The following is a 12,683-nucleotide window of genomic DNA, read 5'->3' as shown; positions in this document are numbered from 1 at the left end:
CCCGCATCACGGTGACCATGCCCGCTGATCCATCAGGCCCCGCCGCCCCAGGTTCCCGTCCCGTCGCCTCGACCGGCATTCCCGGCCTGGACGACATCCTGATCGGCGGCTTCACCCGTGAGCGCCTTTTTCTGGTCGAGGGCACGCCTGGTGCGGGCAAGACGACCCTGTCGCTGCAGTTCCTGCTCGAAGGCGTCGACCGAGGCGAGAAGGGCCTCTACGTCACCCTGTCGGAGAGTGCCGACGAACTTCGCGCCGGTGCCGCCTCCCATGGCTGGAGCCTGGATGGCATCGATGTGTACGAACTCGTCAGCGAGCTCGGCCTCGACCCTGACAGCGAGCAGTCCATCCTGCACCCGTCCGAGGTCGAGCTCGGCGAGACCGTGCGCGAGGTCATGGAGCGCGTTGACGCGCTCAAGCCAGCCCGAGTGGTCTTCGACAGCCTGTCCGAGCTCCGCCTTCTTGCCCAGAACCCGCTGCGATACCGGCGCCAGATCCTGGCCCTGAAGCAGTTCTTCGCGTCGCGTCGTTGCACGGTGTTGATGCTCGACGACAACACGGCGGACGTCCAGCTCCACAGCATCGCCCACGGGGTCCTGGTCCTCGAACAGATGGAGCGCGAGTTCGGGGCCGAGCGTCGGCGCATCCGCGTCGTGAAGATGCGCGGCGTGAAGGTCCGCGGCGGTTTCCACGATTTTGCGCTCGACACGGGGGGTCTCACCGTCTTCCCGCGGCTCATTGCGGCCGAGCACGGAGCAGACTTCGAGCCGGTCACAACCTCGACCGGCCTGGCCGAACTCGACCTGCTGCTCGGCGGCGGCCTCGTTCAGGGAACCAACACCCTGCTCATGGGCCCGTCCGGCGCCGGCAAGACGACCACCGCCGTCCGGTGCCTGCTTGCCGCGCTGGAGCGGGGCGCACGCGCGACCTACTTCCTGTTCGACGAGGGGAGGGCGACCTTGCTCGCCCGGTCCGCACTCCTCGGCATGGACCTGCGGCCCTATGTTAAGACCGGGGCCCTGAATCTCATGCAGATCGACCCGGCCGAGATCTCGCCGGGTGAATTCGCCTGCCGGGCCCGTGAGGCCGTCGAGGGCCATGGCTCGATCTTCGTCGCCATCGACAGCCTCAACGCCTACGTTCACGCCATGCCGGACGAGCAGTACCTTGTCCTGCAGATGCACGAGCTCCTGAGCTACCTTAACCAGAAGGGGGCGACGACCGTCCTCGTGCTGGGCCAGCACGGGGTGATCGGCGAGGTCCGCACGGACGTCGACTTGAGCTACCTCAGCGATGGCATCGTGCTGTTCCGGTACTTCGAGGCCGAAGGCGCGGTGCGGACGGCCCTGTCCGTGGTGAAGAGCCGGGTCAACGCGCACGAGCGCACCATTCGCGAATTGCGCATCGCCGGGACCGGCTTGCAGGTCGGCGAGGCGCTGACCGATTTCCAAGGCGTTCTCACGGGGTTGCCGGCCTACGGCGGCAAGGTCGCCATGCTGAAGAGCGATGCCGCCACGACGCCCGCCGCAAACGCATGACGGCGTTGACGGACATCGAGAGCCGGATCCTGATCCTGGCACCGCGCGGGCGCGATGCGGGGGTCATCGAACAATTGCTCGCCAAGCGGGGGACGCCTGCCTGCATCTGCCTGGATGTCGCCACCTGGGTCGGTGAACTGCGGAACGGCGCGGCCGCCACCATCGTCACCGAGGAGGCCCTGGTCGAGGCAGACACGGTCACCCTGGACGACTGGGTCAATCACCAGCCGCCGTGGTCCGATTTCCCCTTCGTCATGCTGGCGACGCGCCAGGCCGGACGTCGGCCCGCGCGTGCTGCCGCGCTCATCGAGCGCCTGGGAAACGTCGTGCTGCTGGAGCGGCCGATCAACGCCGAGACCCTAGCAAGCGCGGTCGCGTCCGCCTTGCGGGTCCGGCGCCGTCAGTACCAGGCACGCGGGCACATCCTCGAACGCGAGCAGGCGCAGGAGCGTCTCCGGATCGCCAACGAAACGCTGGAGCGTCGCGTCGAGGAGCGCACGCGAGAAGTCGAAGCGGCGCGCGAGACGCTGGCATTCGCACTCGATTCCGCCGGCATGGGCTCTTGGGACCTCGATCTCGTCAACGACACCGCCCGCCGCTCCGGCCGCCACGACGCGATCTTCGGTTACGACCAGCCTGTCGCCTCCTGGGGACGGGCCGACCTCCTCGGCCATGCCGTCCCGGAGGATCGGCCCCTCGTGGAGGCAGCCTTCGCGCGGGCCGAGGAGACCGGTTTCCTCGATATCGAATGCCGCATCCAGCGTCCGGACGGCGCGATCCGGTGGATCGCCGCCAAGGGCCGGGCGGAATATGGCTGCGACGGCCATCCCGTCCGCATGGCGGGCATCGTCCTCGACCGGTCCGATCAGCGCGTGACCGAAGATGCCCTGCGGCAGGCCCAGAAGATGGAGGCTATCGGCCAGCTGACCGGGGGCGTGGCCCACGACTTCAACAACCTGCTGACGGTCATCGTCGGCGGTCTCGACATGGTGATCCGCAAGCCGGAGAACACCGAGCGGGTCGTGCGTCTGGCCAAGGCCGCCATGGGTGCAGCCCGGCGGGGCGAGCAGCTCACCCAGCAGCTTCTGGCCTTCTCCCGACGCCAGATGCTGCGGCCCCAGACCCTCAACCCGAACCGCCTGTTGATCGACTTCCGGCCCCTGGCCGAGCGGGCCGCCGGTGCTGCCATCGAGATGGTCTTCGACCTCGATCCGGCCCTGGATCCGATCCGCATCGACCCGGCCCAGTTCGAGGCCGCCGTGCTGAACCTCGTGGTCAACGCCCGTGACGCGATGGAGGGCAGCGAACGCGTGGCACGCATCGCGGTGCGCAGCCGCAACGTCCGTCTCGACACCGCCGCCGTCGCCGACAAGGGCGTGCCGCCGGGCGACTACGTCGAAATCTCGGTCTCCGATCTCGGCAGCGGCATTCCGGCCGAGATGCTCGCGCGGGTCTTCGAGCCGTTCTTCACCACGAAGGAAGTGGGCAAGGGGACGGGCCTCGGCTTGAGCCAGGTCTACGGCTTCACCTGCAGCGCCGGCGGCTACGTCGACATCCAGTCGGAGGTTGGCGCAGGCACCACGTTCCGCATCAGGATACCGCGTTCCGCCGATGCGGCCGGGGAGGAAGTCGGCGCCGGCCCGGCCAGCGTGCTTCCCCTGCGTCGCGCTGTCGAAGGGGACACGGTCCTCCTGGTCGAGGACGACGAGGGGGTGCTCGGCATGGCGGTCGAGAGCCTGGAAGAGTTGCGCTATCGGGTGATCGTTGCGCTCAACGCGGCGGAAGCGCTGGAACACCTGAGGGGCGTCGAGCGCATCGATATCCTGTTCTCCGACGTGGTGATGCCCGGTGGGATGAATGGGTCGCAGCTGGCAGTCGAGGCGCAGCGCCTGCGTCCAGGCCTGAAGGTCCTTCTGACCTCCGGCTATGTCGCCAACCTCGATGAGGGTCAGGTCATAGGCAAGGGTGAGCTCACCGTTCTGAACAAGCCGTATCGGCGTGACGAGCTCGCGCGTTCGCTGCGCCTGGTCCTGAACAATGGGGCGGCCTGATACGCTTACGACGGTTCGCGCCCCGATGGACGATTGCCCCGGGGCGTCTGCCTGGCGAAGGTTGAGGGGCAACTTCCTCGACCCAGTATGCTTCTCATCCACACGAACGCTGAAGTGCTATCGACTCACCCCCATTCCGCCGTTTCCAATCCTCTGAGGGTAACGCTCGCCCGGGATTGGAACGAGACCCCACTCGGTCCGGTGCAGACCTGGCCGAGCTCGCTTCGGACCCTGTGCGAAGTCATTGACGGCTCAGCTCAGCCGATGTTCATCGTCTGGGGACCGGAACGCATCCTCATTCACAATCAGGCCTACGCACCTATTTTGGCCGAGAAGCGCGCCTGGGCCCTTGGCCGACCCTTTCTCGATGTCTGGTCCGAGATCCAGGACGACCTTACGCCGCTCGTCGACCGGGCTTATGCCGGTGAGGCCGTCCAGATGGACGACATCACGCTCCTGATGCATCGCCGCGGCGAGCCAGAGGAGGCGCATTTCGCCTTCTCCTACACGCCGGTCCGAAGCGAGGATGGAGCCGTCGCCGGCTTCTTCTGCGCCTGTTGGGAAACCACCGCGCAGGTCATGGCCGAACGGGAGCGACGGGCAGTCGCGGACCGGATCCAGGCAGCCCTCGCGATCAGGACGGTCGGCATCATCCACTGGAGCGATGACTACCGCCTCACCGAAGTCAATGAGGCCTTCCTCCAGATGACCGGCTTCAGCGAGCCTGAGGCGCTTGGCAGGACTTGGCAGGAGTTGACGCCGGAGGCGTTCTGGCCGGCCTCGGAGCGTGCGGTCGAGCAGGTCGCCACCCTGGGCGAGGCGGTGCCCTACGAGAAGCAATACGTCCGCAAGGACGGCTCGCGGCGGTGGGGCCTGTTCGCCCCGCGCAGGATCGAGGACGGCGCCATCGAGTTCGTGCTCGACATCTCCGAGCGCAAGCAGGCCGAGGAGCACCTGAGAGAGCGTGAGCAGCGCCTGCAACTCATCCTCGACAGCGCCACCGACTACGCCATCCTCACCCTCGACCCCGACCGCCGGGTGACCGGCTGGTCGGCCGGTGCCGACCAGCCGGCATGCACGTATCTTGGCCGTCGAACAGGGGTTTGGTTCGGCTTTGACGAAGCAGTGTCTGTCGGAGGCCCGTCACAGCCGTCGGGGTCTATGACATCGGCTCGGGTGATACCCGCCGCTTAGCCCGAACGACCCGGCGAAGCACGCGCGAGACCTGATCCGCGGAGTAAGGCTTGCTCAGGAGCTCGAAGCCGTGCGTCCCGTCGCGGGCCAGGACGTGGCTATAACCCGAGGCCAAGACCACCGGCAGGTCAGGGAATTCGTCCCGTAGAAGCTTGGCGAGCGCGACGCCACCCATGCCAGGCATCACGACGTCCGAGAATACCACGTCGAACTCGGCCCCGCTCGGCCCGAGCTTGTTCAAGGCCTCCTCGGCGTTGGTCGCCCAGGTCGTCTCGTATCCAAGATCGTGCAGGATCTGCGTCGCGAAGCGTCCGACCTCAATGTTGTCCTCGACCACCAGGACCCTCTGGCCGGCACCACCCGGCTCAACCTCGGCGGCCTCGACCACCGGCTCCCCAGAGGATGCCATGGCGGCGACTTGCGGCAGATAGAGCGTGAAGGTCGTGCCGAGAGACGGAGTGCTCTCGAACGTAACATCCCCGCCCGACTGCTTGGCGAACCCGAAGACCTGGGAGAGGCCGAGGCCCGTCCCCTTGCCGACTTCCTTCGTGGTGAAGAACGGCTCGAAGACCCGCGCTTGAAGGTCGGGAGGAATGCCGCTGCCCGTATCCCCAAGCGATATCGCCGCGAACGGGCCCGGAGAACCGGCATGCCCCCGAATGGGGGGGAGTGACGAGCCGCATGCGAGCCGCAGCGTCAGCGTTCCCTCGCCATCCATCGCGTCGCGCGCGTTCACCGCCATGTTCACCAGGGCGGTCTCGAACTGGCTGACGTCCACCTCGATGAAGCAGGGCCGCTCCGGCAGTTCGGTCACGACCGTGATGCGAGCGCCCGTGACCGTATCGAGCAAATCGGCCAAGGCATGCAGCCGCGCACCGACGTCGATCGTCACCGGTTGGAGCGTCTGACGGCGGGCGAACGCGAGGAGTTGGCTCGTGAGCTTGGAGGCGCGCTCGACCGTCTCGGAGACTGCATGCAGGTAGCGGCTCCGACGTGCTTCGGGCAGGTCGGGCCGGAGCAGGAAATCCACGGACGAGCGGATGATGGTCAGCAGGTTGTTGAAGTCGTGCGCAACACCCCCGGTGAGCTGTCCCACGGCCTCCAGCTTTTGCGACTGCCTCAAAACCTCTTCCGTTTCGAAAAGCCGCGAGGTCCGTTCCTCCACGCGCTGCTCGAGCGTCAAGTTCAAGGCTTCGAGGTCGGCGACCGCCTCGCGCAGTGCCGCAACGGCCCGGACACGTTCGATGTGTGCCCACGAGCGCTCGGTCACCTCGCCGAGGAGGGCAAGCTCGTGGTCCGTCCAGGTGCGAGGCACGCGATCGTGGATGGCCATCAGCGCGGTGAGGCGACCGTCCTTGACGAGGGGCATGCAGATCGTGGCCGCGATGCCGATGGCTTGGAACGTGGCCGCTTCCCCGGGTTCCAACTCCGCCAGGTTGTCGTGGATGACGAGAGGCCTGCCGGCGCCCAGGTCTTCGACGGCCCGCCTTCCGAAGTCGGCGAGGCTGTAGTGTCCGACGATGCTCGGGGACCCTTCGGCCGCCCAGTCCCCACGGATGGTGAACCCATCCTCGTCCGGGTCCATGTCCGCGTAGGCGCAGTTGGATAGTCCGAGGTGCTCGGCGAGCATGCGGGTGGTCGTGGCGAGGATAGCGTCGGCGTCAAGGCTGTTGGCCGCCTCCTTACCAAGACGGTCGAGGAACCTGAGGCGCGCCTCGTTCTCGCGAAGTGCCGCTTCGGCCTGGACGCGTCCGGTCGTCTCGGTGCAGGCGCAAAACATACCCGCGACCCTGTCCTCCTCGTCGCGCACCGGCGAGTAGGAGAACGTGAACCAGGTCGGCTCGTCGTAGCCATGCCGGTTCAGGGTGAGGGGCAAGTTTTCGGACCAGGTCGCCTCGCCTGCCATCGCCCGCTCGATGAGCGGGACGATGTCGGGCCAGATCTCCGACCAGATGTCCTGGAAGCGACCGCCAAGGGCGGCCGGATGCTTGTCACCGAGGATTTCCGCGTAGGAATCGTTGTAGACGAACCCGAGCTCGGGTCCGAAGCCCACGAACATCGGGAACCGCGACCCCAGCAGCAGGCTCACGGTTGAGCGTAGGCAGGGCGGCCAAGTATCCGGATGCCCGAGCGGCGAGCCGGACCAGTCGTGGGATCGAATGAGCTCACCCATCTCCCCACCTCCTGCGAGGAACAGCGGGAAGCCCTCGGACGCGTTCTCAGGCATGGGGCAGCAACGAGTTGGGAAGCCGACGTTCCGTCACGTCGTGGGCGCTGATCATTCGGTTCACGTTCCGGTTACCGCTGGGATAACCTGAGGGTAGAACATCGACGTGCGCAAGATAGCTGAGGGTCCACGGACAGGAAGCCCGACGGCGACAATTCCACGGACCATTACGGCGACCGCCACGAGAGGCAGCAGGAATCGATCGCTCCTTTTGTCCGAGGCAGACGCACCAATGACCTCACCTCTCTCCCAAACCCGCGAAGCTGGGCTGGCAACCGAGAACGCGGGCTGGTTGTCGTGTCGGGTAAACCTCCGGACACTGTCGAAGGTCCGGATACCACCCGGGTGATCCAGATGGCTGCGGCGTCCTTGTAGGGAACGGCTCGTCGCCGATCCTCCTTCTCGCATTGCAGAGCAGCAGCTTGCGGAGGGCAGCGCGATGATTGGACCAGCCGAGATCCAGGATATGCTCCTCGATCTTGAGGCCGCTGAGGCGGAGCGGAGCGCTGCTCCAGCCACAGCAGGAACGACGAAGGTAGGTGAAGGCGAAATTTCGCCTCCCCAGGCGGTTCTTCAATCGCCCAGGTTATGTGGAGACGCTTTCGCGACACGCTCTGCCGAGGCTCCCTGAGATGATAACCTCGGCGGATGCGACCGAAACCGAGATCGAGCCAAATACCGGCTTCGAGGCTTGGTGGAGCCGAGCACAAACCATTCTGCAAAGCCTGGTTGCTCTGATCGTCGTTGCAGGCCTCGCGGGACTGTTCGGCCAAGGCTGGCTTTCCAAAGCGACGGGAACCTTCCCGAACACCCCTTTGGCCGTGACCTATGAACGTCTCTTGAGAGCCAATGCGCCGACTGAGATGATAGTCGCCGTCACGCGCCCGTTGACGGAAGATATCCTGCGGGTCGAACTCGGTTCCGACCTTCTTGACCATGCCTCGATCGGCTCGACCCAACCACGTGCCGTGTCCGTCGATGCGACACCGCATGGCGTGACCTATACCTTTCGTCTCGGGCCGGAGCGTCAAGGCAAGGTCATGTTCAAGCTAGCGCCTCGCATCGTCGGCTCCGTGCAAGCCAAGCTATCAGCACACGGTGAAGACCTCATGCTGCCGCTCTTCATCTATCCCTGACAGACAATCCTGAAGTAGGGATCTGTAGCCATGGAAATTGTTTTCCGCGCTGCATTGATGTACCTTATCGTGCTGATCCTGCTGAGGCTTACGACGCAGCGGATCATGCGTTCAGCTACGCCACTCGACATGGTAGTGATCTTCTTCTTCGGCGGCATGGCTGTACCGCCGATCCTCGGCGACGACCGTTCAATCACCGGGGCTGTGCTTGCGCTCTGCACGATTGCTGGTCTGCACATGGCGCTATCGCACCTCAAGCGCATCTGGCCGACCATTGGTATGGTCACAGAAGGCAATCCGGTCGTGATCTATTCCAACGGCACGTGGGACGATGAGCAGATGCGGCGGCGACGCGTCGATGCGCGGGATGTCATGGCTGAGATGCGCCAGCAGGGCATCACGAACCTGGTGGACGTGCAGTCCGCGATCGTGGAACATACAGGCGCGATCACAGTAGTGCCTAAAAAATGATCCTAAACTGTCGATAGACTCGGTTTTCGCGTGTGTTGAAGCTCTTGTAAGCAGGATCGGTTTAAGGAGCCCAGCCGCCCGATCTGATCACGGGCAGGCAGGATCGTCCATCTCACGCTGAGCCGGTACGCAACTTCGCACGCCGCCAGGATTCCTGAAGGCGATTCGCGAGATCTCAGGTGCGCTCCGGTGACAGGGTGTCGGAATGGATATACCCCCGCGGCATGCCCGAACTGGCCACGTCTTCAACGCACCTATGACCGTTCGATAGACTCCCTGTGTCTGGTGGAGGTCTCCTAGGAATACGACACCCACGAACATCGCAAAGCGCCTGAGGCTGTGATGAAACTTCGAACTCTCCGCGACCGCCGGCAGGCGGCCGTGGTCAACGATAAGAGCTTCGCATGACGCGAGACGCGCGGCCTCCTCAATCGCGGGTAGCTACGGCTGCCTGTGTGGCCTTTGCCATTCTGCTTGCTGGACTGGGTACGATCGGCTGGCGCTGGTACAGCTACGTGACGGCTGGAGCTTCGCCCTACGATGAGGTTGGTATCGAGGTGAACCGCCGCCTGCCTGACTCGCTCCGTAGCTGGGGCTGTGCGCACATCAAGGAGCGGTTCCCGCGCGCTGTGCCCCCCTATGGCTGTCAGCCTGGGCAGGTTTGACACCGAACTGTGATAGCAGGGCGATATCAGCCGCGCGGTTTTGGATCGTGCGGCGCTTGCGATCGGAAACGCCATGCGCCCGGCCCGACTTCTTGCCAGCCTCTGCCTTAGCGTCGTGCTACCTTGCTCGGCGATGGCTCAACCTGCCACTTCATCATCTCCTCCGGCCGCTGCCCCCGACCCAGCGACCCTGAAAGCCGCGCGAGAGGTCGTTGCGCAGATGCAGGGCGATCGCACCGCGCTTCTGAATGCCGTGGCCGCCCCCATGGTCGGCATGATGCAGCAGATCGGGATCAAGCAGCAGGACCAGGCGCAGGTTCTCGTCCAGGAGGTCGTGCTGCCGACCCTGACTGCACACTACGACGAGCTTCTCGACATCCAGGCTCGCAGCTTTGCAGTCGCGCTCGGGAAGGACGATCTTCAGGCCATCGCGACGTTCTACGCATCGCCGGCCGGTAAGCGGCTCGTTGCGGCGCAACCGCAACTCGCACAAGCCCAGATGGCCGGGACGCAGCAGTGGATGCAGTCGGTCATGCCCGAGATCCAGGGGAAGCTGACGAAGGCAATCCAGGCGCACGGGTGGACGGCCGGCGGGCAAGCCAAGCCTCGCTAAAGCTCAGAAGTCGACGGCCGGTCACAAAGCGGGAGCATCATGACAAGCGATGACAGCGGTGCGCAGGATCGCCGCGAAACGAAGGCTGCCAAGCACCTGGAAAGGGCTCGTGCAGGCGGAGAGGCACGGGCGGACTACGATGCTGTCCGGCAAGCTACCGAGGACAAAACGGTGCGGTTGAAGGCACTTCGGCTTGCAAAAAAGGAAGCGGACAAGGGGCGGTAGTTGCGGAGGACGAGCACTGGCTCACCATCGAAAGGCGGCCCCTTGGCTGCCGATACACGACGATTGCCGCGTCAGACTGCTCCGGTGCGGAGGCTTTCTGCAAGCTGGAGGGCTTGAAGCACAGCCTTGCCGATCCGGTCTACCTCGTCCTCACCAGCAGGGTTTGCAAGAACGACAGCGACGGGCCGAGGAACGGAAAGTGCCCGAGCACCGACTGTCACTTGCAGCTCGTCTCCATGCGGCGCCTCGATACGCCGGAGCCCGACTCGGAGCCCCGCAGCTTCTCCGAAGATGCGTTCGAGGCCGTCCAGTGCCTCACGACCGGTGCCGAAATCGCCCGTAACTACGTCTGCCATACGTCCGCCCTCTCGAGCGTTGAGTTCGCCCACCGTCCCTGAACCCGCGAGACGAACCTTCTTTACGAAGGCGAGGTGCGTTCCGCCAGTGTCATTCGAGGCGGTGGTCCCGAGGCCTTACGGCAGCCCTGGCGGCCTGCCTTGTATCCTACGTGCGGACACCGGACGCTCGCGGACAGGTCGCAACCCCAGGCCGACGGCGCTCGAGTGAGGGCTCGTCGAGGCGGGGGGTCGAGGGCGGGCCCGGCCACGGTCCGAGCCTGCTTCACGCTTCGGTAGCGCCCGCGGCCTACAATTCCCGCCGAAACGCCGGACGGAGATGCGGCATGATCCTCAGCCTATGGCTCGACCTGCCGGTCTGGCTGATCTTCGCCACCCTCGCGGGCGTATTCGCCGTGGCTGCGGGGCTCCTCGTCGCACTTACCAATCTGTCCCGGACGCGGCCCACCATCCTGTGCCTCGGCCTCGGCCTGGTGCCGACCTACTTCACCGCGATCTCGGTGATGCTCTCCCTGCTGACGGGCTTCGTCGCCAACGATGCCTGGGAGCGTCATCGGCAGGCGGCGCGGGTGGTCCAGAACGAGCGCTCGAACCTCCTCGCCATCCACGATCTCAGCCTCGCCACGGTCTCGGACATGCGCGAGATCCGCACCGCCCTGTTGGCTTACGCCGATGCCCTGATCACCGACGAATGGCCGAAGATGACCGATGGGACATCCTCGTCCCAGGCCGGCGCAGCCCTCGGGCAACTCATGGCGGCCGCCGCCGACCCGAAGCACTCCGCGTCGGGCCAGGCCGCCCATGCTCTCCTGCTCGACGCGGTGATGAACCTGCGCACGGCGCGGGGCGAGCGTCTGGCCCTCAGCGACGCGCAGAGCGATCAATCGAAATGGCTGACCCTCATGGTGCTGGCCGGCCTCACGCTCGTGGCCATCGGCTTCGTGCACCTCGAACGCCCGATGGCGCAGGCCACCTCGCTGACGCTGTTCTCCATCGCCATGGTGACGACCCTCGGCCTCGTGGCCCTGCACGAGCGCCCCTTCGACGGCCCCATGGCCATGAGCCCGTCGCCCATCGAACGGGCGAGGACGGTGATGATCGAGGGGCGGGACTGACGCTCCTGGCCACGGCACGCTGGCGCAGATCGAGGTACAGGGCCGAGAGCCGCACTCCGCCCTCCCAAGCTCGTCCCGCGTGACACACGGGCAAGCGGGAGCGCCGATCCCAAGCGACGCGAGCCCTTCGGGAACGGCCCGGGCGCGATCGACAATGGGTCGGGTGCGTTGAAAACCGCTGATCCTAATCTGGATTAGAGACAGGGCTTGGGCACACGCGCATCGGTTGGCATCGCTTGCGAGGGTCCCGGGATGCAGGTGCTCGAGAGAGGTGGCGTGCTCTTCCCGCAAAGGAGCAGGGCCGTGTCGCCGCCGCAGCAAGCCAGCGTCCGCAATCGCCTGCTCGGACGTCTGTCTCACGAGGACTTCGCGCTCGTCGGCCCCTATCTCCAGCGGGTCCGAACCGAACTCCGCCAGACGCTGATCACACCGCATGAGCCGGTCACCCGGCTCTTCTTCCCGGAGGTCGGCTACGCCTCCATCACGGTCGAACGGGCGGAGGGCAAGATCGAAGTCGGCCTCATCGGGCGCGAGGGGCTGGTGGGCGCTTCGCCGATCCTGCTCGACAGCGGCACCACGCCCCACCATGAGTTCGTGCAGTGTCCCGGTGAGATGTTCGCGATCGACGCCACGGCCTTCACCACCGCCGTGGATCGCAGTCCGACCCTGCGCAAGTTGCTGCTGCGCTACATCCAGACCAAGCTGGTCCAGGCCCGGCAGGCGGCCTACGTGAATGCCAGCCACAACATGGAGGCCCGTCTCGCGCGCTGGATCCTGATGTGCCACGACCGTTCGGAGGGCAACGAGATCCCGGTCACCCACGAGTTCATCGCCATGATGCTCGGCGTACAGCGTTCCGGCGCGACGATCGCCGTGCAGGTGCTGGAAGGGGGCAGGCTCATCAAGGCGAAGCGGGGACGCATCACGGTGCAGGACCGGGCCGGCCTGATCCAGCTCGCGCGCGGGAGCTACGGCGCTACCGAGGCGGAATATGCCCGCCTGATCGAGGGACCCGGGCAGTCCGGCGCGCCGGCGAAGGGCCAGGCCGACCCTGCGGCCCCTTGAGAAGGGGTCCGAGCGTTTCGCCCCGCG

Annotated in this window: 10 protein-coding genes; 9 read left to right on the top strand and 1 reads right to left on the bottom strand. The window is 65.7% G+C overall.

Going from position 1 to position 12,683, the window contains the following annotated elements:
• The first annotated feature begins 17 nt into the window (after window positions 1–17).
• The 3 genes from OF380_RS24665 (at window position 18) to OF380_RS24655 (ending at window position 4,783) form a co-directional block, all read left to right on the top strand.
• Complete coding sequence (locus OF380_RS24665; RefSeq protein ID WP_264051477.1) at window positions 18–1,538, top strand: ATPase domain-containing protein; 1,521 nt, start codon at window positions 18–20, stop codon at window positions 1,536–1,538.
• Window positions 1,535–3,589 (top strand): PAS domain-containing hybrid sensor histidine kinase/response regulator, encoded by a 2,055-nt coding sequence (locus OF380_RS24660; protein ID WP_264048276.1) that lies wholly within the window; start codon window positions 1,535–1,537, stop codon window positions 3,587–3,589. The genes OF380_RS24665 and OF380_RS24660 overlap by 4 nt, the downstream gene beginning before the upstream one ends.
• Before the next feature lie 201 nt (window positions 3,590–3,790).
• Window positions 3,791–4,783 (top strand): PAS domain-containing protein, encoded by a 993-nt coding sequence (locus tag OF380_RS24655; protein WP_264048274.1) that lies wholly within the window; start codon window positions 3,791–3,793, stop codon window positions 4,781–4,783.
• Here OF380_RS24655 and OF380_RS24650 read toward each other — a convergent pair.
• Window positions 4,749–6,956, bottom strand: a complete 2,208-nt coding sequence (locus OF380_RS24650) for a GAF domain-containing protein (protein ID WP_264048273.1) — start codon at window positions 6,954–6,956, stop codon at window positions 4,749–4,751. The two genes, OF380_RS24655 and OF380_RS24650, sit on opposite strands and share 35 nt — an antisense overlap.
• Before the next feature lie 686 nt (window positions 6,957–7,642).
• Between OF380_RS24650 and OF380_RS24645 the strand changes: the two genes are divergently transcribed.
• The 6 genes from OF380_RS24645 (at window position 7,643) to OF380_RS24615 (ending at window position 12,656) form a co-directional block, all read left to right on the top strand.
• Window positions 7,643–8,146, top strand: coding sequence for a hypothetical protein (locus OF380_RS24645; protein ID WP_264048272.1), 504 nt, complete (start codon window positions 7,643–7,645; stop codon window positions 8,144–8,146).
• A gap of 30 nt (window positions 8,147–8,176) precedes the next feature.
• Window positions 8,177–8,617, top strand: coding sequence for a DUF421 domain-containing protein (locus OF380_RS24640; protein WP_264048271.1), 441 nt, complete (start codon window positions 8,177–8,179; stop codon window positions 8,615–8,617).
• An 885-nt stretch (window positions 8,618–9,502) separates the two neighbouring features.
• Entirely contained in the window at window positions 9,503–9,895 is a 393-nt protein-coding gene (locus OF380_RS24630) for a DUF2059 domain-containing protein (RefSeq protein WP_264048269.1), read from the top strand.
• Window positions 9,896–10,233: 338 nt separating this feature from the next.
• On the top strand, window positions 10,234–10,518 hold the full coding sequence (locus tag OF380_RS24625; protein ID WP_264048268.1) for a hypothetical protein: 285 nt from the start codon (window positions 10,234–10,236) through the stop codon (window positions 10,516–10,518).
• 284 nt (window positions 10,519–10,802) lie between these two features.
• Window positions 10,803–11,591, top strand: a complete 789-nt coding sequence (locus OF380_RS24620) for a bestrophin-like domain (RefSeq protein WP_264048267.1) — start codon at window positions 10,803–10,805, stop codon at window positions 11,589–11,591.
• Window positions 11,592–11,894: 303 nt separating this feature from the next.
• The gene (locus OF380_RS24615; protein WP_264048266.1) at window positions 11,895–12,656 is read left to right on the top strand and encodes a Crp/Fnr family transcriptional regulator; all 762 of its coding nucleotides are present in this window, start codon (window positions 11,895–11,897) and stop codon (window positions 12,654–12,656) included.
• Window positions 12,657–12,683: the final 27 nt, after the last annotated feature.

Source organism: Methylobacterium sp. FF17 (assembly GCF_025813715.1).
Taxonomy (GTDB): domain Bacteria; phylum Pseudomonadota; class Alphaproteobacteria; order Rhizobiales; family Beijerinckiaceae; genus Methylobacterium; species Methylobacterium flocculans.
Note: the sequence above shows the minus strand (reverse complement) of the source record. Positions and strands in the feature narration are given on the sequence as shown.

Excerpts from the sequence above, each read along its gene's own strand:
- OF380_RS24665 (WP_264051477.1), top strand. The coding sequence starts at position 18 with ATGCCCGCTGATCCATCAGGCCCCGCCGCCCCAGGTTCCCGTCCCGTC.
- OF380_RS24660 (WP_264048276.1), top strand. The coding sequence starts at position 1,535 with ATGACGGCGTTGACGGACATCGAGAGCCGGATCCTGATCCTGGCACCG.
- OF380_RS24650 (WP_264048273.1), bottom strand. The coding sequence starts at position 6,956 with ATGGGTGAGCTCATTCGATCCCACGACTGGTCCGGCTCGCCGCTCGGG.
- OF380_RS24645 (WP_264048272.1), top strand. The coding sequence starts at position 7,643 with ATGATAACCTCGGCGGATGCGACCGAAACCGAGATCGAGCCAAATACC.
- OF380_RS24640 (WP_264048271.1), top strand. The coding sequence starts at position 8,177 with ATGGAAATTGTTTTCCGCGCTGCATTGATGTACCTTATCGTGCTGATC.
- OF380_RS24630 (WP_264048269.1), top strand. The coding sequence starts at position 9,503 with ATGCAGGGCGATCGCACCGCGCTTCTGAATGCCGTGGCCGCCCCCATG.
- OF380_RS24620 (WP_264048267.1), top strand. The coding sequence starts at position 10,803 with ATGATCCTCAGCCTATGGCTCGACCTGCCGGTCTGGCTGATCTTCGCC.